The 21585-nt window shown below is 67.5% G+C and carries 21 protein-coding genes and 2 tRNA genes; 19 read left to right on the top strand and 4 right to left on the bottom strand.

What is annotated here, in order from left to right; genetic code table 11:
- The first annotated feature begins 14 nt into the window (after positions 1–14).
- The 17 genes from murA to ACW17V_RS13110 all read left to right on the top strand — a co-directional run bounded on the left by murA (position 15) and on the right by ACW17V_RS13110 (position 12545).
- On the top strand, positions 15–1304 hold the full coding sequence (gene murA / locus ACW17V_RS13190; protein WP_492105549.1) for a UDP-N-acetylglucosamine 1-carboxyvinyltransferase: 1290 nt from the start codon (positions 15–17) through the stop codon (positions 1302–1304).
- Positions 1305–1742, top strand: coding sequence for a DUF2948 family protein (locus ACW17V_RS13185; protein WP_492105548.1), 438 nt, complete (start codon positions 1305–1307; stop codon positions 1740–1742).
- 173 nt (positions 1743–1915) lie between these two features.
- The gene (locus tag ACW17V_RS13180; protein ID WP_419320930.1) at positions 1916–2107 is read left to right on the top strand and encodes a hypothetical protein; all 192 of its coding nucleotides are present in this window, start codon (positions 1916–1918) and stop codon (positions 2105–2107) included.
- Between the two features lie 317 nt (positions 2108–2424).
- A complete protein-coding gene (locus ACW17V_RS13175; protein WP_492105547.1) occupies positions 2425–3885 on the top strand; it encodes an NCS1 family nucleobase:cation symporter-1 in 1461 nt (486 codons plus the stop codon).
- A 74-nt stretch (positions 3886–3959) separates the two neighbouring features.
- Positions 3960–4103, top strand: a complete 144-nt coding sequence (locus tag ACW17V_RS13170; protein WP_492108796.1) for a hypothetical protein — start codon at positions 3960–3962, stop codon at positions 4101–4103.
- 1004 nt (positions 4104–5107) lie between these two features.
- The gene (gene hisD, locus ACW17V_RS13165) at positions 5108–6406 is read left to right on the top strand and encodes a histidinol dehydrogenase (protein ID WP_492108795.1); all 1299 of its coding nucleotides are present in this window, start codon (positions 5108–5110) and stop codon (positions 6404–6406) included.
- A gap of 21 nt (positions 6407–6427) precedes the next feature.
- The gene (locus ACW17V_RS13160) at positions 6428–6904 is read left to right on the top strand and encodes a UPF0262 family protein (protein ID WP_492105546.1); all 477 of its coding nucleotides are present in this window, start codon (positions 6428–6430) and stop codon (positions 6902–6904) included.
- A 66-nt stretch (positions 6905–6970) separates the two neighbouring features.
- Positions 6971–7366, top strand: coding sequence for an arsenate reductase/protein-tyrosine-phosphatase family protein (locus ACW17V_RS13155; protein WP_492108794.1), 396 nt, complete (start codon positions 6971–6973; stop codon positions 7364–7366).
- 96 nt (positions 7367–7462) lie between these two features.
- The gene (gene infA, locus ACW17V_RS13150; RefSeq protein WP_035044427.1) at positions 7463–7681 is read left to right on the top strand and encodes a translation initiation factor IF-1; all 219 of its coding nucleotides are present in this window, start codon (positions 7463–7465) and stop codon (positions 7679–7681) included.
- Positions 7682–7686: 5 nt separating this feature from the next.
- On the top strand, positions 7687–8283 hold the full coding sequence (locus ACW17V_RS13145; RefSeq protein WP_492105545.1) for a Maf family protein: 597 nt from the start codon (positions 7687–7689) through the stop codon (positions 8281–8283).
- Between the two features lie 10 nt (positions 8284–8293).
- Complete coding sequence (locus tag ACW17V_RS13140) at positions 8294–9337, top strand: ribonuclease E/G (protein ID WP_492105544.1); 1044 nt, start codon at positions 8294–8296, stop codon at positions 9335–9337.
- Positions 9334–9513: a DNA gyrase inhibitor YacG gene (locus tag ACW17V_RS13135; protein ID WP_492105543.1), complete on the top strand. Its 180-nt coding sequence runs from the start codon at positions 9334–9336 to the stop codon at positions 9511–9513. The genes ACW17V_RS13140 and ACW17V_RS13135 overlap by 4 nt, the downstream gene beginning before the upstream one ends.
- Before the next feature lie 92 nt (positions 9514–9605).
- Positions 9606–9681: transfer RNA gene (locus ACW17V_RS13130), tRNA-Phe, on the top strand.
- A 589-nt stretch (positions 9682–10270) separates the two neighbouring features.
- A complete protein-coding gene (locus ACW17V_RS13125; protein ID WP_492105542.1) occupies positions 10271–11164 on the top strand; it encodes a MotA/TolQ/ExbB proton channel family protein in 894 nt (297 codons plus the stop codon).
- Positions 11165–11169: 5 nt separating this feature from the next.
- Positions 11170–11601 carry a biopolymer transporter ExbD gene (locus tag ACW17V_RS13120; RefSeq protein ID WP_492105541.1) on the top strand — a complete coding sequence of 144 codons (432 nt, stop codon included), beginning with the start codon at positions 11170–11172 and terminating at the stop codon, positions 11599–11601.
- A 10-nt stretch (positions 11602–11611) separates the two neighbouring features.
- Positions 11612–12340 carry an energy transducer TonB gene (locus ACW17V_RS13115; RefSeq protein WP_492105540.1) on the top strand — a complete coding sequence of 243 codons (729 nt, stop codon included), beginning with the start codon at positions 11612–11614 and terminating at the stop codon, positions 12338–12340.
- A gap of 128 nt (positions 12341–12468) precedes the next feature.
- Positions 12469–12545: transfer RNA gene (locus ACW17V_RS13110), tRNA-His, on the top strand.
- Between the two features lie 73 nt (positions 12546–12618).
- Here ACW17V_RS13110 and ACW17V_RS13105 read toward each other — a convergent pair.
- Positions 12619–13857: an acetyl-CoA C-acetyltransferase gene (locus tag ACW17V_RS13105; RefSeq protein WP_492105539.1), complete on the bottom strand. Its 1239-nt coding sequence runs from the start codon at positions 13855–13857 to the stop codon at positions 12619–12621.
- A 200-nt stretch (positions 13858–14057) separates the two neighbouring features.
- Between ACW17V_RS13105 and ACW17V_RS13100 the strand changes: the two genes are divergently transcribed.
- Positions 14058–14585 carry a hemerythrin domain-containing protein gene (locus ACW17V_RS13100; RefSeq protein WP_492105538.1) on the top strand — a complete coding sequence of 176 codons (528 nt, stop codon included), beginning with the start codon at positions 14058–14060 and terminating at the stop codon, positions 14583–14585.
- Positions 14586–14629: 44 nt separating this feature from the next.
- Here ACW17V_RS13100 and ACW17V_RS13095 read toward each other — a convergent pair whose 3' ends face one another.
- Both ACW17V_RS13095 and ACW17V_RS13090 read right to left on the bottom strand, forming a co-directional pair.
- Positions 14630–16795 (bottom strand): amylo-alpha-1,6-glucosidase, encoded by a 2166-nt coding sequence (locus ACW17V_RS13095; RefSeq protein WP_492105537.1) that lies wholly within the window; start codon positions 16793–16795, stop codon positions 14630–14632.
- Between the two features lie 17 nt (positions 16796–16812).
- Positions 16813–17874, bottom strand: a complete 1062-nt coding sequence (locus ACW17V_RS13090; RefSeq protein WP_492105536.1) for a glycosyltransferase family 4 protein — start codon at positions 17872–17874, stop codon at positions 16813–16815.
- A gap of 268 nt (positions 17875–18142) precedes the next feature.
- On the opposite strand from ACW17V_RS13090, the gene ACW17V_RS13085 reads away from it, so the two are divergent.
- On the top strand, positions 18143–20149 hold the full coding sequence (locus ACW17V_RS13085) for a TonB-dependent receptor (protein WP_492105535.1): 2007 nt from the start codon (positions 18143–18145) through the stop codon (positions 20147–20149).
- Between the two features lie 3 nt (positions 20150–20152).
- On the opposite strand, the gene ACW17V_RS13080 is transcribed toward ACW17V_RS13085, so the two are convergent.
- Positions 20153–21487 (bottom strand): FAD/NAD(P)-binding protein, encoded by a 1335-nt coding sequence (locus tag ACW17V_RS13080; protein ID WP_492105534.1) that lies wholly within the window; start codon positions 21485–21487, stop codon positions 20153–20155.
- Between the last annotated feature and the right edge of the window lie 98 nt (positions 21488–21585).

The following is a 21585-nucleotide window of genomic DNA, read 5'->3' as shown; positions in this document are numbered from 1 at the left end:
CGAGGGACGTCATTTTGGATCGCATCGCCATCATCGGCGGCGCGCGGCTGAACGGGGAAATCCCGGTCAGCGGCGCCAAGAACTCGGCCATCAAGCTGATGGCGGCCAGTCTGCTGACTGACGAGCCGCTGCGCCTGACCAATATGCCGCGCCTGGCCGACACCCGGTTCCTGGGCAAGCTGCTGATGCGGCTGGGCGTCAGCGTCACCGAGAGCGACGGCCCCGACGGCCAGCAGACGGTCCTGCACGCGCCCGAGATCACCAGCGGCTTCGCGCCCTATGACCTGGTCCGCCAGATGCGCGCCTCGTTCAACGTGCTGGGCCCGCTGATCGCCCGCACCGGCCAGGCCAAGGTCTCGCTGCCCGGCGGCTGCACCATCGGCGCGCGCCCGGTCGACCTGCACCTGCAGGCCCTGGAAGCCCTGGGCGCCAAGATCGATCTGCATGAAGGCTATGTCTACGCCCAGGCCCCGCGCGGCCTGAAGGGCGCCGAGATCACCTTCCCGTTCGTGTCGGTCGGCGCCACCGAGCACGCCATGCTGGCCGCCGTGATCGCCGACGGCGTCACCGTGCTGCATAACGCCGCCTGCGAGCCCGAACTGCTGGACCTGCAGGAATGCCTCAACGCCATGGGCGCCAAGGTCGAGGGCGCCGGCACGCCGACCGTCACCATCACCGGCGTCGCCCGTCTGCACGGCGCGACCCATTCGGTGATCCCTGACCGGATCGAGATGGGCACCTATGCCGTCGCCGCCGCCATGGCCGGCGGCGAGGTGCGCCTGACCAACGCCCGTCCTCACCTGATCGACAGCCTGCTGGACAAGCTGGAAGAGGCCGGTTGCGGCGTCGAACGCACCAGCGACGGCGTCATCATCCGTCGCAACGGCCAGCGCCTGAAGGCGGTCGACATCGAGACCGCGCCCTATCCGGGCTTCGCCACCGACCTCCAGGCCCAGTTCATGGCCCTGATGACCCTGGCCGACGGCGAGAGCCACATCCGCGAGACCATCTTCGAGAACCGCTTCATGCACGCCCCGGAGCTGATGCGCCTGGGCGCCGACATCTCGGTGTCGGGCGGCGAGGCCCGCGTGCGCGGCGTCGCCCAGCTGGAGGGCGCCGAGGTGATGGCCACCGATCTGCGGGCCTCGGTCAGTCTGGTGATCGCCGGCCTGGCGGCGCGCGGCGAGACGATCGTGTCGCGCATCTACCACCTGGATCGCGGTTTCGAGCGTTTGGAAGAAAAGCTCACGGCCTGTGGGGCGCAGGTGCGCCGCATCAAGGACGACGGAGAGGCCGAACTCTAGATGGCAAAGACCGCCCCCGCCCTGCGACTACTGGCCCAGGACGCCGACGACCTGGCGGTGATCTCCGCCGCCCTGCAGGACGCCATCGCCAAGATCGGTGACATCCACTGGGACGCGCACGGCCGGACCCTGACGATCGCCTGCAACCGCTTCCGCTGGGAGGCCGGCGGCAAGAAAGATGGCCAGCGCGTGCGCTCGGCCCTGCAGCTGGGTGACGTCACCGGCGTCCAGGCCCGCAACCTCAAGCGCGACGCCAAGGGCGCCGTGGTGGAACTGCTGGCCATCGCCTTCGAGCCCGGCGAGGCGCCCGGCGGCACGGTCATGCTGACCTTCGCCGGCGGCGGCGACCTGCGGGTCGGCGTCGATTGCCTGGACGTGGTGCTGGCCGACGTTTCCGAGCCCTGGGCCACGTCCCGCCGGCCCGGGCACGCCGACTAGGCGCCCTGCCTGATTTGCGGGCATGCCTTGAATCTGACTTCCAAACAGGCAGTGGCGGCGCCGAGGATTCGTCCCACGCGCTAGTGATCGCCGGCGAACTCACCTGAGACGGGAACGGTGCTAGGTTAACGCCACGCGCCCGTCAGAGGCGTGAGCATCGTTAGGAGGCCGTCATGGCCAGGAAGTCCTATGCGACCGGGGAAACCCAGTCGGTGTTTTTGCGTGCGTGCGACATCACCAAACCCGCTCCGCCCGTGCTTCGGCATGGCGGCCCCTGTTTCGACTGGGGGCGCCTGGCCCTGGTCAGCCTGTTCGGGGTCATGGTCGTCGGAATGGCGACCCTGGCCTATGCGGGGCTGAGCTAGGCTTTTTCGCTAATCCTCTGGCCTATACGGCAGGGCGGCCCGCGCCGGACGCCCCCTCCGTCACGTCGCGTATCCGCGCCGCGCCACCTCCCCCGTTTCACGGGGCAGGAGGGTTCAGCCGCTCTTCTCCTCCCCCGTAGCGAAGCGTGCGGGGGAGGTGGCGCGGCGCGAAGCGACGTGACGGAGGGGGCGTTGCTGAGCTGGACCCATCTGCCCCCCCCATTTGCCACGCAAGGCAAACCCCTCCTAAGCTCGTCCCTCGCGTCCGAGGCGGGGGCCGGCGCGACCTGACGTCCTGCGCCCGCGGAAGCCGACGCATGAGCGCCCCCGACCGCGATCTCTGGAACCAAGACCTGGCCCCCACGGGCGAGGCGCAACGCACCTGGCGCTGGTGGCACTTTGCGGCCCTGTGGCTGGGCATGGTCATCTGCGTGCCCGCCTACATGCTGGCCTCGGGCCTGATCGAGCAGGGGATGTCGGCCGGGCAGGCGGTGGCGACCGTGCTGCTGGGCAATCTGATCGTGCTGGTTCCGATGCTGCTGATCGGCCATGCGGGGGCCCGACACGGCGTGCCCTATGCCGTGCTGGCGCGGGCCGCGTTCGGCTGGAAGGGCGCGCGCATCCCCGCCGTCGCCCGGGCGGTCGTCGCCTGCGGCTGGTACGGCATCCAGACCTGGATCGGCGGCGGCGCGCTGCTGACCCTGCTGGGCGTGATCATGGGGCGCAGCCTTACGGGCGCGCCGATCCCGCTGCTGGGCATCGGCGTGGGCCAACTGCTGGCCTTCCTGGCCTTCTGGGGCATCCAGCTGCTGTTCGTCACCAAGGGCCTGACCGCCGTGCGCAGGCTCGAGACCTGGACCGCGCCGATCAAGCTGCTCATCTGCGCCTTGATGGTGTGGTGGGCGATGGACAAGGCCGGCGGCCTGGGTCCGATCTTCCATCAGCCCTCGGCCTTCGTCGACGGCGGTCCCAAGGCCGGCCAGTTCTGGAGCGTCTTCGTGCCCGCCCTGACGGCCATGGTCGGATTCTGGGCGACCCTGGCCCTGAACATTCCCGACTTCACCCGCTTTGCGAAAAAGCAGGCCGACCAGATCCTGGGCCAGGCCATCGGCCTGCCGATCCCCATGGGCCTGCTGGCCCTGGTCAGCGTCATCACCACCTCGGCGACGGTGATCGTGTTCGGCAAGGCGGTGTGGGACCCGGTGCAGCTGGCCGGCGACATCGGCGGCATCGCGGTGGTGATCGGCCTGCTGATCATCAGCCTCGACACCGTGTGCTGCAACATCGCCGCCAATCTGGTCGGCCCGGCCTATGACTTCTCGGCCCTGTGGCCCAGCAAGATCACCTATCGCATCGGCGGCTGGATCACGGCCGGCATCGGCGTGCTGATCATGCCGTGGAAGCTGCTGGAGACCACTGAAGGCTATATCTTCGTCTGGCTGGTCGGTTATGGCGCGCTGCTGGGCCCGATCGCGGGGATCCTGATCGTCGACTACTGGCTGCTGCGCAAGACCGTGCTGGCGGTGGATGACCTGTACGCCAAGGACGGCACCTACGCCTATCGCGGCGGCTGGAACCCGGCGGCGCTCGTGGCCCTGACGGTGGGGGTCGCGCCGAACCTGCCGGGCTTCCTGGCCTCGGCGGCGCCGCATCTGTTCGGCGGGGTAGGGGCGTTCTGGACCGGGCTTTATACGTATGCGTGGTTTGTGGGGCTGGGACTGGCGGGGGCGGTTTATTGGGGGATGATGCGAGGGAAGGTGGGCAGGCGCGGCGAGTGAGGCCGGGTTTGGGCGGGGATCTGCCGTTTCTGGGTGCCGGCGCCGAGAGGGGGCGTTTCGATCGTCTGCTTTGGGTGGGAAGCGGACGTTGCTCCCTCTCCCATAGGGAGAGGGTTGGGGTGAGGGGTTACGGCGTTCGACGGAGTGCCGGCACGCCGTCAAGCCTCGTAACCCCTCACCCTCCCACCGCTTCGCGGCGGGCCCCTCCCTCTCCCTAAAGGAGAGGGATTTAGGTCCGACTAGGGTCGAAAGCAGACATCCCCGCCCATCCAACAAGCGGACGCCCTGCGTCCCGCTCATCCTTAAATCTCTTGGAGGCTGTAGCGTGCCGGTCTGTCCAGGTCAGTCAAGGCCGGCCCTCCGGGCCGCCGCGGAGCGGCCGGTCGCAGACCGGGCCTTGAGTGACCTGGACAGACCGGCGATCGTCTCGCCGTGAGATTTAAGGATGGCTCCCTTCGGCGCGAAGGCGGGCGGGGCGCGCTCCCAAGTCCTCTCCCTGAAGGGGGAGGCGATCACGAAGTGATCGGAGGGGGTAGTGCTGCTGAGTCGGAGGGGTCTTCCCCCCACCGGCCTCCGGCCGCCTCCCCCTTCAGGGGGAGGACTTTGCGGCCAGCACGGGGATAGAGGGCGCCCAATCCCCGTAGTTTCCAAAGCCGAGTTCAGCGAAATCAATGGCTTATAAAATAGTTGATCGCGCCAATCCTCGGAGCGCAAACCCGCTGCATAATCGTAGCTGTCCCCGTCGCAGGGGGAGGGCGCGTGGTACCGGCCCAAAGCGGCGATGGGGATGGAGCTGAGCGGGGCCGCGACGCCCTGGAAGGCGGGTCGAGGTGTGCGGGCTGTCTCAGAAGGACGGACCAAACGCTGAGTGGCTTGTCGGCCGGGTGAACGCGGGTCGAAGAGGGCGAGGGATCGTAAACCCGCCTATCGCGCATCGTCGGCGTCGAGACGGTTAGCCGATCGACGGGATGCGCGCCCGTACGGGGGCTCTTGGGTATCAGAGCTGAAAGACGCTCGCTTGGCCCGATCCTCACGCAAGAACAGCTTCTGCGAAGCGGACAGGTCGAGCCGAAACGCACAAAACACATCACGGTCATCCGGGGTCGCCCCGGCCGCTTCGCGCCTCCCCACCTAACTCAGCGAGCCGTCGCGTGAGGTTGAGAAGCCGTGTCCGTCAGACTTGCCCCTTGTCTCCCACGCAAAAACCCGCATCTACACGCCCATGCGCCGCTTCGACTTTTCCGCTCCTGATTTCGCCGCCGCCTTCAAGGCCTTCCTCGCCGAGGATCGGGGATCGCCCGCGGATGTCGACGCCTCGGTCGTCCAGGTGCTGGACGCCGTCCGCTCCGGCGGCATCCAGGCCGTGCTGGATCTGACCCGAAAGTTCGACCGCGTCGACCTGACCGAGCAGACCGTCCGCGTCACCGCCGAGGAAATCGAGGCCGGCGCCGCGCAGACCCCCGCCGACGTGCGCGAGGCCATCGCCTTCGCCGCCGCCCGCATCCGCGCCTATCACGCCCGCCAGCGTCCGGCCGACCAGGCCTGGACCGATGAGGCCGGCGTGCAGCTGGGCTGGCGCTGGACGCCGATCGAGGCCGTGGGCGTCTATGTGCCCGGCGGCCGCGCGGCCTATCCCTCGACCGTGCTGATGAACGCCGTGCCCGCCCAGGTGGCCGGCGTCGACCGCATCGCCATGGTCACCCCGCCCGGCAAGCTGCAGCCCGCCGTGCTGGCCGCCGCCAAGGAGGCCGGCGTCACCGAGATCTGGCGCATCGGCGGGGCCCAGGCCGTCGCGGCCCTGGCCTATGGCGCCGGACCCATCCAGTCGGTCGACAAGATCGTCGGCCCCGGCAACGCCTATGTCACCGCCGCCAAGCGCCGCCTGTACGGCGTGGTCGGTATCGACGCCCTGGCCGGTCCCTCCGAGATCGTGGTGGTGGCCGACAACAAGAACAATCCCGACTGGATCGCCGCCGACCTGCTGAGCCAGGCCGAGCACGACCCCGCCGCCCAGTCGATCCTGATCACCGACGATCCGGCCTTCGCCGACGCCGTCGAGGCCGCCGTTCTTGAGCGCCTCAAGACGCTGGCCACCGGCGAAGACGCCGCCGCCTCGTGGCGCAACCACGGGGCGGTGATCATCGCTCCGCTGGACGAGAGCCCGGCCCTGGTCGACGCCATCGCCCCCGAGCACGTCGAGTTCGCCCTCGACAATCCCGAGCGCCTGTCGGACCGCGTGCGTCACGCCGGCGCGATCTTCCTGGGCCGCCTGACGCCGGAAGCCATCGGCGACTATGTGGCCGGCTCCAACCACGTGCTGCCCACCAGCCGCGCGGCGCGCTTCCAGTCGGGCCTGTCGATCTATGATTTCCTCAAGCGCACCTCGATCGTGAAATGCGATCCGGCCTCGTTCGCGATCCTGGGACCGCACACGGCCGCCCTGGCCACGGCCGAAGGTTTGCCGGCTCACGCCCTGTCGGCGTCCATTCGCCTGCCTGGGCGGTTGCCTTCCGAGGGCTGACGCGCAAATCTCGCGCCACACATGACCGACGCCAAAGCCAACCAGCACCTGAAATCCATCGTCATCGACGAAGACAGCCTCGCGGCCGCCTCGCGCGACCAGGAGCAGGAGCGTCAGGTCGCGATCTTCGATCTGCTTGATTCGAACTATTTCGAGCCGGCCGAGGCCAGCGGCGGTCCCTATGACCTGAAGCTGTCGCTGATCGAGAACCGCCTGGCCTTCGACATCGGCGGTCCTGACTACGAGCGCCGGCACCTGCTGTCCCTGTCGCCCTTCAAGGGGGTGATCAAGGACTACTTCATGATCTGCGACAGCTATTATTCGGCGATCCGCAATTCGACGCCCCAGCAGATCGAGGCCCTGGACATGGGCCGGCGCGGTCTGCACAACGAAGGCTCCTCGCTGCTGCGCGAGCGGCTGGAGGGCAAGGTCAAGACCGACCTGGACACCGCGCGGCGCCTCTTCACCCTGATCTGCGCGCTGCACTGGCGAGGCTAGGGCGCTTTGCCTGCTCTGCCGGACGCCGTCCTCTTCACCTGCAACTATAACCGGGTGCGGTCGCCCATGGCCGAGGGGCTGTTCAGGCGATTCTACGGCACCCGGGCCTTCGTTGATTCGTGCGGGCTGCGCGGGGACCCGACCGGCGAGGGGATCGACCCCTTCGTGATCGCCGTGATGGACGAGCTGGGCCTGGACGTTTCCGACCACAAGCCCAAGACCTTCGCCCAGCTGGAGGACGACAGTTTCGACGTCGTCGTCTCGCTGACGCCCGAGGCCCAGCACCGCGCCGTCGAGCTGGCGCGGGACCGGGCGGTGGATATCGAGTACTGGCCGACCCACGACCCCACCCTCGTCGACGGCTCCCGCGAGGCCCGGCTGGAGGCCTATCGCGAGGTCCGTGACGGCCTGGCCGACGCCATCAAGAGACGTTTCGGCGCGCCATCGACGTTCGGGGGGTGAATGCGCTATAGAGGCGCCTCGCCGCGACGGCCCACGTCTCGACCACCCGGTCGGGGCGTCCTCGCGGCTATCTGTTTGCTCCAATTGAGAGGCCTGATGGCTAAGGAAGAACTTCTCGAGTTTCCCGGTACGGTCAGCGAACTGCTGCCCAACGCGACCTTTCGCGTGACGCTGGAAAATGCTCACGAGATCATCGCCCATACCGCCGGCAAGATGCGCAAGAACCGCATCCGCGTGCTGGCCGGCGACAAGGTGCTGGTTGAAATGACGCCCTACGACCTGACCAAGGGCCGTATCACCTACCGCTTCAAGTAGGGGCGATGGCTTCCGCTACGGCCGTCCAGCCGGCGCTGGTTCTGGCCAGCGCGAGTCCCCGGCGCCTGGACCTGCTCGCGCAGGTCGGCGTCACGCCCGACCGGGTCGATCCCGCCGACATCGATGAAACGCCCCTGCGTGACGAGACCCCGCGTCTCCACGCCCTGCGCCTGGCGCGGGAAAAGGCGCGCGCCGTCGCGGGCCGTGCTCCGGGCGACTTCGTCCTGGCCGCCGACACCGTCGTCGCGGTGGGGCGTCGCATCCTTCCCAAGGCCGAGACCGAGGAGCAGGCGATCAAGTGCCTGGCCCTGCTGTCGGGCCGCAATCACAAGGTCCTGACCGCCGTCGCCGTCATCGCGCCGGATGGCCGCGAGGCCTCGCGACTGGTCGAGACCCGCGTTCAGGTCAAGCCGCTCTCCGATCTCGAGAAGGCCGACTATCTGGCCGGCGGCGAATGGCGCGGCAAGGCGGGGGGCTACGCCGTGCAAGGCGTGGCCGGCGGTTTCATCATCGACCTGCATGGCTCCTATACGGGCGTCGTCGGCCTGCCGCTTTACGAGACGCTGAACCTGCTGCGCGGGCTGGGCTGGAAGAACAAATGAGCGCCACATCATGAGTGAACGTCGCGCCTATCTTTATAAAGGCGTCGGCGAGACCGTCGGCGTCGTTACCCTGGACGGTCGGCCCGAGCGGCTGATCGCGACCTGGGACGGCGATGATCCGCTGGACGTCGAAGGCGTTCGCGGCGTGGCCCGCATCCGCAAGATCGAGAAAGCCTTCGCCTCGGCCTTCGTCCAGCTGCCGGGCGGCCAGGACGTGCTGCTGCCCTTGCGCCCCGACATGCCCAAGCTGGTCGAGGGCGGTCTGGTCGAGATCGAGATCCGCACGCCTTCGCGCCGCGACAAGTCGGCCGTGGCCCGCTTCATCGGGGAAGGGGAGGGCGAGCCCCGCGTGCTGGAGCCGGCCTTTACCGTCGAACAACAGCTGCGCCTGCTGGTGAAATCCGGATCGCCCACCGGCGGCGAGGCGGCCCTGCAGGCTGTCGAGGCCGCGGAGGCTGAGGCGCTGGAAACCGTCTTCGCTCTGCCGGGCGGGGGCGACATCAGCATCGAGCCGACTCGCGCCCTGGTGGCCATTGACGTCGACCTGGGCGGTCGTGAGGGGCAGGACGCCAAGCGCGCGGCCCGCCAGGCCAACATGGCGGCCCTGGGCCTCGCCGCCCGTATTCTCCGTCTCAAGGGGCTGGGCGGTATCGTGGTGTTTGACCTGGTCGGGCGGGGCCATGACGGCCAGGCTTTGGTGACCGCGACCCGCAACGCCTTCTCCGCCGACAATCCCGCTGTGGCCATCGGGGCGATCAGTCGCTTCGGAACGCTGGAGATGACCATTCCCCGCCGGGGGCGGTCGATTCTCGACCGTCTCCTGGACGCCAACGGGCAGGCTCATCCCGCCGCTGTCGCGCGCCGCCTGGCTCGGGCGCTGGAGCGGGAAGGGCGCGCCGACCCAGGCGGGCGCCTTCGGGCCCGCTGCGCGCCCGTGGTGCTCGACGCCTTCGCCACGCTCGACGCGGGCGTCGCCGATCGGCTGGGTCGCAGATTCGTCGTTGAAGCGGCCGAAGGCTGGCCGGTCGACCGCATAGAAGTGTCCGCATCATGAGCAGCAAGTGCCCCATCTGCGGCAAGCCGGTCGATCCGGTGGCGCGACCCTTCTGTTCAAAGCGCTGCGCGGACGTGGATCTGCAGCGTTGGCTGTCGGGTCGATACGTCGTGCCCGGAGCCGAGGAAGACGACGAGAATCCGCTCTCCGAAGAGATCAACAGGAATGACGATTAGGGCGCTGGACAACCAAATCGGCCTCGCCTATAGACGCGGCTCCCCGCTGTAGGGCGGGCGCTGAAGCGGTTTTCGGACCGTTTGGCCCAAGGGCCTGGATAGCTCAGTTGGTAGAGCAGCGGATTGAAAATCCGCGTGTCGCTGGTTCGAATCCGGCTCCAGGCACCACCTTTTCTTCTTTTTCGGCTTCACGCGCCTGTTCTGGCGGTCTTGGTGGCGTCGATCGCCTCGCGCGCTTGCGGCGATGCCGGGCCTGGGTGTTCAGCCTCGCCAACAAGGCATGATTGCAATCACGCAGGTCAGCTGGGCGCCTGCCTTTCACCAACCGCCGTTTTGTTTGCATGCTGCACTGCAGCGCGAACATTCCCGTTGATAGGGAAAAACCGCCCCTAAATCCTGATTTAGCTTTTGTGCGGCGCAGCAAGGTGGGGGCGGGGCGAATTGCGACGATAATTTTATGCCTAGAAGAACCCCTTGACGGTACGAAAAGGGGTTGCCAAAGGACCCCTGCCGCAATTCTAACATTGCGGTAAGATCAAAGCCTCCTCGGGGGCTCTGGTCATTCGCGCTTCGAAACGATCCTTCTGGAGGGCCTGGTCCTCGCGAGGGGCGTAACGGGTCGAGCGCAGCGAAGCGGGTCCGCCGGGTTGGAAGAGAAATCGACCGCCTTGGGGGACTATTCAGAGTTAGGGTAGAAACGCTCTCGCGCGACGACCCTCGGTCCAAACGTGCTAGACCAATCAGGAACTGGCGACAGATGCTCGACATTAAACGGAAGACCCCCCTCATCGCTCTCGTTGGCGCCATGGCGCTGATGGTAAGCGCTCCCGCTTTCGCTCAGGACGCCGCGGCTCCCGCCCCGGCCGCCGCCGAAAGCACCGCCGCACCGGCCGCTGACGCCGCCGTTGCTCCGGCTCCGGCCCCGGCTGAAGAGCCCGCCGCTGAAGAACCCAAGAAGGAAAGCCACTCGCTGACCCCGGTCGGCATGTTCATGGCCGCTGGTGCCGTCGTTAAGGTCGTCATGATCGGCCTGCTGCTCGCCTCGGTCTTCTCCTGGGTTCTGCTGCTCACCAAGATTTTTGAATTCGGCGCCCTCAACAAGCAGTCGGACAAGTTCCTGGAAGCCTTCCGCGGCGCCCGTTCGATCGCTGACATCGCCCGCATCGGTTCGTCGGAAGAATTCGAAGGCAACCCGATGGCCGACATGGCCGCCGCGGCTGCTCAAGAAGTCGAACTTTCGCGCCAGGCTGGCCTGGCTGTCGGCGGCGAACACCGCGACTCGACCATCTCGCGCGCCACCTACGCCATCAACGCGGTGCAAGCCTCGCTGGTTAAGCGTCTGTCGGGCGGCATGGTGTTCCTGGCCTCGGTCGGTTCGGCCGGTCCGTTCATCGGCCTGTTCGGCACCGTTTACGGGATCATGACCTCGTTCATCGGCATCGCGAACACCAACACGACCAACCTGGCCGTCGTCGCCCCCGGCATCGCCGAAGCGCTTCTCGCCACCGGTATCGGTCTGTTCGCCGCTATTCCCGCGGTTATCTTCTACAACTACTTCCAGACCCGCATCTCCGGCTACGGCACGCGCTCGGAAGGCTTCGTTGCTGAACTGATGAACGCCATTTCGCGTCAGCTCGACAAAGGGGCGTAAGACCGATGGCCGCCAAACTCTCAGGCGGTGGGGGCGACAGGTTTAACGTCGAACAGAACAGTGAGATCAACGTTACGCCCTTCGTGGACGTTATGCTGGTTCTCCTGATCATCTTCATGGTGGCGGCTCCGCTAGCCTCCGTGTCGGTCGAAGTGAACCTGCCGCCGGCGGTCGCGAAAGCATCGCAAAACCCGCCAAAACCGGTCTACATCTCCATCAAGGCCAACGGTAACGTCTATATCGGCGACTTTCAGACGACCGTGGACGAGATGGGGCAGGACCTCGCGAAGAACATCGGCAAACGCGATCCGACCAAGGAGCGTATTTTCATCCGGGCTGACGAAAAGACGCGCTACGGAGCTTTCATGGAGGTGATGAACACCCTCCAGGATAACGGCTTCTACAGCGTGGCGCTCATCGGCCGGGATGATAGCTAGGGGTGAATGCATGGCTGAACAACAGACGCCCGAGCATCGCCACTACGATCCGCTCACCTCGGACGGTCCCCGTCGCAAAAAAGGTCTAGGCGCTTTCGGCTTCGCGCTGATCGTGGTCGTTGGTCTGCACGCACTCCTGTTTGCCTACCTGGCGAAGCAGAAGTTCGAGTCGGTGTTCAAGGAGTACACGGACGACGCCGTGGACGTGGAGCTTCCGCCCCCGCCGCCGCCGCCGCCGCCGCCTCCTCCGCCGCCGCCGCCGACCAATGAGCCTCCGCCGCCTCCGGCGGTGGTCCAGCCTCGGCCTCCGATCGCGCCGCCGCCGGACATCACGCCGCCGCCGCCGCTGCCGATCCCTCCCGTTGAGAAGCGGGTGGAACAATCGGCTCCGCCGGTGATCTCGGCCGCTCCGCCGGTGGCTACGCCGCCGCCGCGCGCTTCGGTGATCACCCGTCCTGACTGGGCTCGCAAGCCCAGCGGGGACGACATGGCCCGGTACTACCCGGACCGTGCGCAACGGATGGAAGTCAACGGCCGCGCGACGATCTCGTGCACCGTGACGGCCAAGGGTACTCTGGAAGGCTGCTCCGTGGTCTCCGAGAATCCCGCCGACTACGGCTTCGGTGAAGCGGCGCTGCGACTGTCGCGCCTCTTCCGGATGAAGCCGAAGACCCTCGACGGCTCGCCCGTCGATGGCGGCGCCATCACGGTTCCGATCGTCTTCCAGGTCCCGCAATAGGGCCTGGGCAGACCGGAAAAGACAGGAACGCCCCGGAGTTTCGGCTCCGGGGCGTTTTCCTTTTGCGGGGGCTGTTTCGGTGCTTGATCCCGCTCGCGCCTCCGACTAAAGACACTCCCTCGCGATGCGCCGCCTTAGCTCAGTTGGTTAGAGCGCCGGTTTGTGGAACCGGAGGTCCTCAGTTCAAGCCTGAGAGGCGGTACCATCGTCTGATACTGAAAAAGGCCCCGGCGAAAGCCGGGGCCTTTTCGTTTCTCGTCGCGGCGGTCTGAAGGGCGTCAGACGCGCTCGATGATGATCGCCGGCGCCATGCCGCCCGCCGCGCACATGGTGACCAGGCCCCGCTTCAGATCGCGACGTTCCAGTTCGTCGAGGATCGTGCCGATCAGGATCGATCCCGTCGCGCCGATAGGATGCCCCAGGGCCATGGCCCCGCCGTTGACGTTGACCTTGTCGCGGTCGAGCTTGAGGTCGCGGATGAACTTCTCGGCGACCACGGCGAAGGCCTCGTTGATTTCCCACAGGTCGATGTCGTCGACCGTGAGCCCGGCCTTGGCCAGGACCTTGCGAGCGGCCGGGACGGGGGCGTTCAGCATCAGGGCCGGGCTGTCGCCCATATTGGCCATGGCCACGACCCGCGCGCGAGGCTTCAGGCCATGGGCCGCCGCATAGGCCGGAGAGGCCAGCAGCACCGCCGCAGCGCCGTCCACGACGCCCGAGGAGTTGCCCGCGTGATGGACGTGGGTGATCTTCAGGTCCGGATAGACCTGGTTGATCAGGCCGCCCAGGGTCATGCCCGCCTCGTCGATCGGCACGCCGGCCATCATCTCGAACGAGGCCTTCAGCTGCGACAGGCTCTCCAGCGTGGTCTGGGGGCGGGGGAATTCTTCGCGATCCAGCGCCACCGAGCCATCATCGCGCAGAACGGGCACGAGGGCGCTGTCGAACCGGCCCTCGCGGATGGCCTGATCGGCGCGCTGCTGGCTGACCACGGCCAGTTCGTCCAAAGCCTGGCGGGATATGCCTTCCAGCGTGGCGATGGCGTCGGCGCAGACGCCCTGGTGTGTTTGCGGATGACGCGCCCGCAGGCGCAGGTTGCCGGAGTCCAGCAGGCCCACTGACGAGCGGTCCGCAGTCGCGGCGGTGTAGGACATCATCTCGGTCCCGCCGGCGATCACCAGATCTTCCATGCCGGACATGATCGACGCTGCGGCCAGGTTCACCGTGGTGATGCCCGAGCCGCAGAAGCGGTCCAGCGTCATACCGCTGGCCCGCACGTCATAGCCGGCGTCGAGCGCGGCCATGCGGCCCAGATCGCCGCCCTGCTTGCCGCGCTGGGTGCTGGTGCCCCAGATGATGTCGTCAACCTCACCCGTGTTCAGGCCGTTGCGGTCGGCCAGCGCGCGCAGCACCGTGGCGGCCAGGTGCTGGGGGTGAAAGTCGGCGAGGGCGCCCTTGCCGACCTTGCCGATGCCGCGCGGCGTGCGGCAGGCGTCGATGATGAGAGCTTCGGGCATACGGCGTCCTCCTGGTCATTGAGCCGATCTCGCGTCGAGGCGGAGCGGTGAGAAGGATCAAACGGGCGGCGCCCTTGGGTCAGTCCAGCGCCATTTTTGCGGCATGGCGCGAACGTCTCTCATCTAGCTCTGCTTCAGGAACCCGGGGGGCTCCTGCGTCGCTTGGGAAAAAGATTGTTCAATCTGGAGAGACGAACACCATGGCCACCACCACCAAGACGTCAAACAAGCCCGCCAAGGCCCGTCGCACGCGCCGCACCAGCCGCCGCGATCCTCTGGCCATTCAGTTGCTCAAGAAGGACCATCGTGAAGTCGAAGCCTGGTTCGATGAATACGAGCAGCTGGAAGCCGACGCTGATAAGCTGTCCCTTTTCAACAAGATCGCCGTGGCGCTGAAGGTCCACACCCAGATCGAGGAGGAAATCTTCTATCCGGAGGAGCGCGGCGAGGTCGAAGACGACATGCTCGACGAAGCCTATGTCGAGCACGACGGCGCCAAGAAGCTGATCGCCGAGATCGAGGCTATGAAGCCGAGCGAAGAGTACTATGACGCCAAGGTCAAGGTGCTGGGCGAGTACATCAAGCACCACGTCAAGGAGGAGGAGCAACCGGGCGGCATCTTTGCTCAAGCCAAGAAGGGCGACGAGGACCTTGAGGCCATGGGCAAGCGCATGACGGCCCGCAAGGCCGAGCTGATGGCCGAACTTGGCGGCGAACCGACCCACTAGAACGACAGACGCCTCAGGCCGCCGTCGGACGGCCTGAGGCGGATCTAGTAGGCCAGTCGGCCGGGCCAGACGCCGGCGGTCGAGCCGTGCCGATTGATCCGCGCGCGGGTCTTGTCGCCGGATCGGCTGAGGCGGATATCGACGACCTTGTCGCCAAGGACGATGCTATCGATGTCGAGCCGGTCAACGCCGATCGGCAGTCGTGGGTCGCTGAGTGTAACCTTGCCCTTCCAGCCATCGACGGTGACGCCCAGGCAGGCCTGCAGCATCATGAATACCGATCCAGCCGCCCAGGCCTGCGGCAGGCAGGCCACTGGATAGGCCACGGGTGGCTCGCCTGCGGCGCGGGAGAAGCCGCAGAACAGCTCGGGCAGGCGCATCTCGAAATGGGTGGCGGTCTCGAACAGGCCGGCCAGCATCCGCACCACGCCATGGCGCTCCCCGTAGCGGGCCATGCCCAGCACGCACAGAGCGGTGTCGTGGGGCCAGATCGAACCATTGTGATAGGACATCGGATTGAAGCGCGGCTCGCCTGAGGCCAGGGTTCGCAGGCCCCAGCCGGCTTGAAACGCCGAGCCCAGTAGGGTCTCGGTGACCCGCTTGGCCCGTTCCGGACTGGGCAGGCCCGAAAACAGCAGGTGACCCGGATTGGAGCCCTTCACGCGACAGGGCTTCCCCTCGCCATCGATGGCCATGGCGTAAAAGCCCTGGTCCTCCATCCAGAAGCGGTCCTCGACGGTCTGGCGCAGGCTTTCGGCGCGCTCTGCCCAGCGGCGGGCGCTGGCGACGTCGCCGCGCCGTCTGGCCAGATCGGCCATGCCCCTGAACGCGGCGAAGGCGTAGCCCTGGACCTCGACGACCGCGATCGGCCCGATGGGAAACTTGCCGTCGGCGTGAAAGACACTGTCTTCGCTGTCCTTCCAGTTCTGGTTGGACAGGCCGCTGGCCGCGCCGCGCGCATAGTCGATCAGGCCATCGCCGTCGCTGTCGCCGAACTGTTCGATCCAGCCGACGGCCTTGAGCAGGACGGGCCACAGGCTGTCGATGAAGGTCATGTCGCCGGTGCGTTCGGCATAGGCGCAGGCCAAGCCGACGAACAGCGGCGTGGTGTCGACCCCGCCGTAGTAGCGGCCGAATGGAAGCTCTCCCAGGGCGGTCATCTCGCCACGCCGGGTCTCGTGCATGATCTTGCCGGGCGCGCTGTCCTGGAAGGCCGAGATCTCGACCGCCTGGTGCTTGCCCAGATAGGACAGCACGCCTCGGGCCAGCTCGGGCTGGATCCACAGCACCTGCCAGGCGGTGATGATCGCGTCGCGGCCAAACGGCGTCGAGAACCAGGGGATGCCAGCATAGGGATAGGGGCCGGTGTCGAGCTCCGTGGTCAGCAGGGCCAGGTCGGCGCGTGACTTGTCCAGCCACTCGTTAAACAGGCGGCCGGAGCTGTGAAGGCGGGCCCCGCGTCGGGTGCGCTGACGCATGCTCAGCCGAGCGCGGGCGGCCGCCTCGCGCCAGCGCTGGCGGGTGGGGGGATGCGACAGGGTAGGCCCGATCTCGACATAGAGCTCGAAGCGGTCGTCGGCCGACAGCATGAAGAGGAAGTCGGCCCGCGATGGCGACAGGCGGCCGGGCGGTTCGGAGAAGCTGATCACGCTGCCGCGCTCAACCTCGTCCAGACCCGTATAGGCGAAGCGGACCGTGCGACCTTCCGCGACGGGCGTCGTCCGCTGGCCACGCGCATTGCGCTTGGAGCCACGCACCTCGAACATGTCGTTGAAGTCGGCCTCGAACTCCAGGCTGACAGGCAGCATGACCAGATCGCGGCTGTAGTTGGTGAAGGTCAGGCGCTCGTAGCAGCGCTGGTCCCACAGGAAGCGTTTGCGCTCCAGGTGGATCGTTCCGTGCGGCGCAGCGCCCGCGCCCAGCAGCGGCAAGTTCTGGTTCGTGGCGTGGCAGTTGAAGAAGACATTGTCCTGCGACATCGACGAACTGAGATGCGACGGCGCCTCGCCGCCGAGTGTCAGGCGGAATTTCGACAGCACGCGGGTGTCGTTGTGAAACAGCCCATCCCCAACCCCGCCTATATCGCCGAAGGAATCGGCGACCAGGAAGGTGTCATGGTCTTTCAGGGCATAGAGCGGGAAGGGCGGGCGCGGCTCGCCCGTCCTTTCCTGCTCGACGGCCAGGGGCTGGGCGTAAGCAGCATCATCCATCGGGTCGCCCTGCAGTATCAGGCGCTTCGCGCCAAGCTTAGACCTACATCCCCCGTCTCGATCATCTGATCGTAGAGGGTCTGGTAGCGTCGGGCCATCGCGGTGGCCGAGAACCGTAGGTCGAAGCGATCCCGGATGGCGCGGCGGCTCAGTTCGCCCAGACGGCCGACCGCGGATACCGCCTCGGCCTGACTGTTGACGATAAAGCCGGTCAGGCCGTCCTCGATCACCTCGCGCACCGAGCCGCGCTGATAGGCGATCACGGGCGTGCCGGCGGCCATGGACTCGATCATCACCAGGCCGAAGGGCTCTGGCCAGTCGATCGGAAACAGCAGGGCGTCGGCGCCGCCCAGGAACGCGCCCTTGTCCTGATCGCCGATCTCGCCGACGAACTCGACGAGAGGGTCCGCCAGAAGCGGTTCGACCACCTCATGGAAATAGGCGACGTCGGCCTGGTCGACCTTCGCTGCGATCTTCAGCTTGCGTCCGACGCTTCGGGCGATGGCGATGGCGCGCTCGGGACCCTTTTCGGGCGAAATGCGGCCCAGGAAGGCCAGATAGCCCTCGCTCCTGTCGCGATAGGTGTCGACGTCGGAATGAAGGCCGTGCAGCACCGTTCCCACCCAATTGGCTTCTGGCAGTGGCGCGCGCTGGGAGTCCGAGATCGAGACGAGGCCAAATTCGGGATAGCGCCGGTAGAGGTTAGGCAGGTCCTTCAGGTCCAGTCGACCGTGCAGGGTGGTCAGGGTCTTTTCGGCCATGTCCGCGAACAGGCCAAACTGCAGCATGTCGGTGTGGAAGTGGAGGATATCGAAGTCGTCCGCGCGATCGCGAACCTCCAGCAGCATGGCCAGGTGGGCCGCCAGATCGGATTTGAGAGGGGCGGGGTCCAGGCGGATGGCCTGGTCGCGCACGACGACCAGCTTGGCCTTGGTCTGGGCCTCCGCGCTGGCGAACAGGGTGACGTCATGCCCAAGCTCGACAAGGGCGTCAGTCAGATGCGCCACGACGCGTTCTGTTCCGCCATACAGGCGAGGAGGAACCGCCTCATACAGCGGCGGGACCTGGGCGATACGCATGGCGAGCAGTTCCCCTATCCGGCCACGATCTGGCCGCATCCTGAAACCGCGCTGACCCCGCCAAGGTTCCGCTCCACGCCTTGGGTTGTTTGCAAACGCTTCGGCCATGCCGTGACCAGGGCGGTGAGCCCCTGAACGCCGAAAGTCCGCAAAGGGTCTTCCTGCGCGCCATTCGGCCATGCAGTTTGAACGTCCAGAAGACCCAAGTGGATTCGCCCGTGGCCCTTGGCTCCGGACGCCAGAGACTTCCAGATGAAACAAGACCTGCATGCCGGTTGATTTGCCGCCTCCAGACGTGGCTGCGGTCGTGGTGACCGCCGCCCGTCTGCCGCCCCTGCGCGGCGAAGCCGCCTTCTCGGTCGTGCGGATCGATCAGACGGATCTGGCCTCCGCGGTGCGTGTCGATGAAGCGCTTGGCCGGACGCCCGGCGTGTCGCTGTTTCGGCGAACCTCGAGCCTCTCGGCCAATCCGACGACCCAGGGGATCAGCCTGCGGGCCATCGCGCCCTCCGGCGCCGGGCGGACGCTGGTTCTGCTGGACGGTGCTCCGCTGAACGACCCCTTCGGCGGCTGGGTGATCTGGTCGCAGTTGGCGCCCGAGGCCCTGGACGGGGCCGATATCGTGCGCGGCGCCGGGGCGGGACCCTATGGTGCGGGGGCCCTGACGGGCGTCATCTCCCTGCGCGAACGCGACGCCGGTACGGTCGCTGACTTCTCGACCGGAGCGCTTGGCGTCGCACGCGCCTCGGCGGCGGCGGCGACCCGGATCGGCGGCGCCCAGCTGTTCGCCAGCGCCGCCTATGACCATGGTGACGGCTATACGCCGGTGCGCGGCCCGGCGCGGGGCGCGGCTGATACGCCTGTCGACCTAGACGCCCGCAGCGCCGCCCTGCGCCTCGACGCCCCGCTGGGGGGCGCCGAACTTTCCGTCCGTCTTGGCGGCTACCGCGAGGCGCGCGGAGCGGGTCTGGCCGGAGCCCGGGCCAAGGCCACGGGCTCATCGATCAGCGCCACCCTGGCCAGGGCTCCAGCGGAATCCGGCTGGGGCTGGCGACTTCAGGCCTGGCGTCGTGAGAGTGACCTGGCCAACAGTTCCGTCGCCGTCGCCGCCAGTCGCGCCACGACAACCCCGGCCAATGATCAGCACGCCACGCCGGCCACCGGTCAGGGCGCCAACGCCGCCCTGCGCTGGAGCTCGCTGCGGTTCGAGGGTGAGGTCGGCCTCGATGCGCGCTTCGCGGAGGGCGAGGTGCGAGAGCGGTTCCGCTATCTGGCCGGCGCCTTCACCCGGGACCGTCGTGCTGGCGGCGAGACGTCCGTGGCCGGCGCCTATGCCGAAGGGGCCTGGACGCTGGATCGTTGGCTGTTGGCTGGCGGCCTTCGCCTGGATCGCTGGACCTCCAGCCAGGGCCTGCGGGTCGAGCGCGACGCCGCCACCGGCGCGGTGCTGCTCGACGACAGACCCGTGGACCGCGATGGTCAGGTCGCCACCGCCCGCCTCGGCGCGCGTCGGGATTTCGGCCAGGGGCGAGCCCTGAGGCTGGCGGCCTATAGCGGTTTCCGCCCGCCGACCCTGAATGAACTTCACCGCCCCTTCCGCGTCGGCAACGACATCACCGAGGCCAACGCCGCCCTGCTGCCCGAGCGACTGTTTGGGGTCGAGGCTGGCCTGTCCAGCCAGGGTGAGCGCCACCTGATCGAGGCGACGGCGTTCTGGAACCGGATCGAGGATCCGATCGCCAATGTCACTCTTGGCGCGGGCCCGGCCACCTTCCCGCGCGCGGGCTTCGTGCCGGCCGGCGGGGTGCTGCGCGAAAGACGCAACACCGGCGAGATCTCGGCCATCGGGCTTGAGACGCGCGCCACCCGCAAGCTGGGCGCGGCGGTCGATCTCAGGGCTGCCGCCTCCATTACCGATGCTCGTGTGGACGGCGGCGCGGCGGCGCCTCAGTTGACGGGCAAGCGTCCCGCCCAGGCGCCGATCTGGAGCGCGACCACGGGCCTGTCGTGGCGGGTTTCCGACCGCCTCAACCTCGACGCTGACTTCACCTGGGAGGGCAAGCGGTTCGACGACGACCTGAACAGCCGCATTCTAGCGGCGGGACTGCGGCTCGACGCTCGCGCCGACTGGCGGCTGGCCAACGGAGTTACGGCCTATCTGGCCGCCGACAACCTGCTGGACGAAGCGGTCGAGGTCTCGCGCACAGCGGATGGCGTGGCGGGTTTCGCCAGTCCCCGCATGGCGCGGATCGGTCTGCGCGTGGCGTTGGACTGAGGATCAGGCCCGCAGGGCTTCGATGACCGCCTGGGCCGTCCGCTGCGCCTGAACGCGGATGTCGGGCACGGCGGTGATCTCCCAGAACGCCCCGCGCGTCACGGGACCGACCGCGAACAGACGGTGTTGCGCGGCACCGTTGCCACCGATCAGCCGTCCGTCGCTATCGACCTCCAGGCCAAGATCCTGCGGGTCGGGGCGCGTCTGACCCTGTGAGCATAGGGCGTCGAGCAGGCGATCCTGGTGGGCGCTGACGGTGGCGGCTGGGCCGGTGCAATTGATGGCGCTGCCGACGTCCAGGGTCTGGATCCGACCCGTCCCTCGTGGGCGCCATTGCAGCCGCAGGCCCTGGGGGCCCTTCGTCAGGCTTTCGATGCGCCCGGTGAGCAGGACGAGGGCCCCGCTGTCGATCAGGGCCTGGACGCGCGCCGCCACCTCCGGCGCCAGGCGATGGCGGTGGACATCCCAATAGGGTCGGGCATGGCGCAGGAAGCGGGCGCGCTGGGCCGCGTTCCAGCCCCGCCAGATAGCCTGGGTATAGGGGCGCAAGGCGTCGATGGCCTCGCGCCAGCCCTGACGTTGCGCTTCGGACCTGAGCCAGACCAGCAGGGCGGTCGGCGAAGCGTTGGCGGGCGGCGTCCGGGCTTCGGGCGGCGATGTCGACGCGTGGGCCAGGGGGGCGAGGCCTCGGCGGGACAGGGCGATCATCGGTCGGTCGGGCGTGGATTGGGCCAGGCCCAGGGCCACATCGACCATGGTCAGACCCGAGCCGAGCAATAGGGTCGGCGCGTCCGTGGCGTCGTTTTTCAAGGCCTGAAGACGCCAGGGATCGGCGTGATAGAGCGGACCGTCGACGACCTCGGGCGCTACGCCCGGGGGCGTGGCCGGCGATGGATTGCCCAGGGCCAGCACGACCGCATCGACCTGCTCGGCCTGGCCCTTGGCATAGTCGATCTGCCATCCGGCCCCATTCGGGCGCAGTCCGACCGCCTCATCCGCGACGAGGGACAGGCGTCCGTCGGCTCCGGCGGCGGTCGTCAGCAGGCCTTGCAGATAAAGGCCGTACTCGCCCCGGCTGGCGAAGGCCCCTGCCTCGGGGCGACGCTGGGCCAGCCAGCGTGCGAAATGGTCCGGCTGGTCTGGCCAGGCGCTCATATTGCCGGCCCGGACATTCAGCAGATGGTCGGGGTTGGCCGTGCAATAGGCCGTGCCCTGGGCGAAGTTTGCGGACCTCTCGATCAGCCGAACCCGCACCGTTCCGGCTTGCGCCAGATGCAGCGCCGTCATCAGGCCGCTGAAGCCGCCGCCGACAACGGCGACGAGGGGAAGAGGGGGCATGAATAAATTCTATCAAAAAGGTAGGATATAGATTCCTTGTCCCGGATTCTGGGCCGCGACGCAAGCAGGCGAAAGCCGCCCCTCGTCTTTCAACGCAC

Source organism: Caulobacter sp. FV2ye17ST (genome assembly GCF_058680955.1).
The sequence above is the reverse complement of the archived record's forward strand: the minus strand, read 5'-3'. Positions and strand labels throughout refer to the sequence as shown.

Excerpts from the sequence above, each read along its gene's own strand:
- ACW17V_RS13095 (WP_492105537.1), bottom strand. The coding sequence starts at position 16,795 with ATGGATGATGCTGCTTACGCCCAGCCCCTGGCCGTCGAGCAGGAAAGG.
- ACW17V_RS13140 (WP_492105544.1), top strand. The coding sequence starts at position 8,294 with ATGAGTGAACGTCGCGCCTATCTTTATAAAGGCGTCGGCGAGACCGTC.
- ACW17V_RS13085 (WP_492105535.1), top strand. The coding sequence starts at position 18,143 with ATGCCGGTTGATTTGCCGCCTCCAGACGTGGCTGCGGTCGTGGTGACC.
- ACW17V_RS13180 (WP_419320930.1), top strand. The coding sequence starts at position 1,916 with ATGGCCAGGAAGTCCTATGCGACCGGGGAAACCCAGTCGGTGTTTTTG.
- hisD (WP_492108795.1), top strand. The coding sequence starts at position 5,108 with ATGCGCCGCTTCGACTTTTCCGCTCCTGATTTCGCCGCCGCCTTCAAG.
- ACW17V_RS13090 (WP_492105536.1), bottom strand. The coding sequence starts at position 17,874 with ATGCGTATCGCCCAGGTCCCGCCGCTGTATGAGGCGGTTCCTCCTCGC.
- ACW17V_RS13120 (WP_492105541.1), top strand. The coding sequence starts at position 11,170 with ATGGCCGCCAAACTCTCAGGCGGTGGGGGCGACAGGTTTAACGTCGAA.
- ACW17V_RS13080 (WP_492105534.1), bottom strand. The coding sequence starts at position 21,487 with ATGCCCCCTCTTCCCCTCGTCGCCGTTGTCGGCGGCGGCTTCAGCGGC.
- ACW17V_RS13100 (WP_492105538.1), top strand. The coding sequence starts at position 14,058 with ATGGCCACCACCACCAAGACGTCAAACAAGCCCGCCAAGGCCCGTCGC.
- ACW17V_RS13175 (WP_492105547.1), top strand. The coding sequence starts at position 2,425 with ATGAGCGCCCCCGACCGCGATCTCTGGAACCAAGACCTGGCCCCCACG.
- ACW17V_RS13135 (WP_492105543.1), top strand. The coding sequence starts at position 9,334 with ATGAGCAGCAAGTGCCCCATCTGCGGCAAGCCGGTCGATCCGGTGGCG.
- ACW17V_RS13145 (WP_492105545.1), top strand. The coding sequence starts at position 7,687 with ATGGCTTCCGCTACGGCCGTCCAGCCGGCGCTGGTTCTGGCCAGCGCG.
- infA (WP_035044427.1), top strand. The coding sequence starts at position 7,463 with ATGGCTAAGGAAGAACTTCTCGAGTTTCCCGGTACGGTCAGCGAACTG.
- ACW17V_RS13155 (WP_492108794.1), top strand. The coding sequence starts at position 6,971 with ATGGCCGAGGGGCTGTTCAGGCGATTCTACGGCACCCGGGCCTTCGTT.
- ACW17V_RS13160 (WP_492105546.1), top strand. The coding sequence starts at position 6,428 with ATGACCGACGCCAAAGCCAACCAGCACCTGAAATCCATCGTCATCGAC.
- ACW17V_RS13125 (WP_492105542.1), top strand. The coding sequence starts at position 10,271 with ATGCTCGACATTAAACGGAAGACCCCCCTCATCGCTCTCGTTGGCGCC.
- ACW17V_RS13105 (WP_492105539.1), bottom strand. The coding sequence starts at position 13,857 with ATGCCCGAAGCTCTCATCATCGACGCCTGCCGCACGCCGCGCGGCATC.
- ACW17V_RS13185 (WP_492105548.1), top strand. The coding sequence starts at position 1,305 with ATGGCAAAGACCGCCCCCGCCCTGCGACTACTGGCCCAGGACGCCGAC.
- ACW17V_RS13115 (WP_492105540.1), top strand. The coding sequence starts at position 11,612 with ATGGCTGAACAACAGACGCCCGAGCATCGCCACTACGATCCGCTCACC.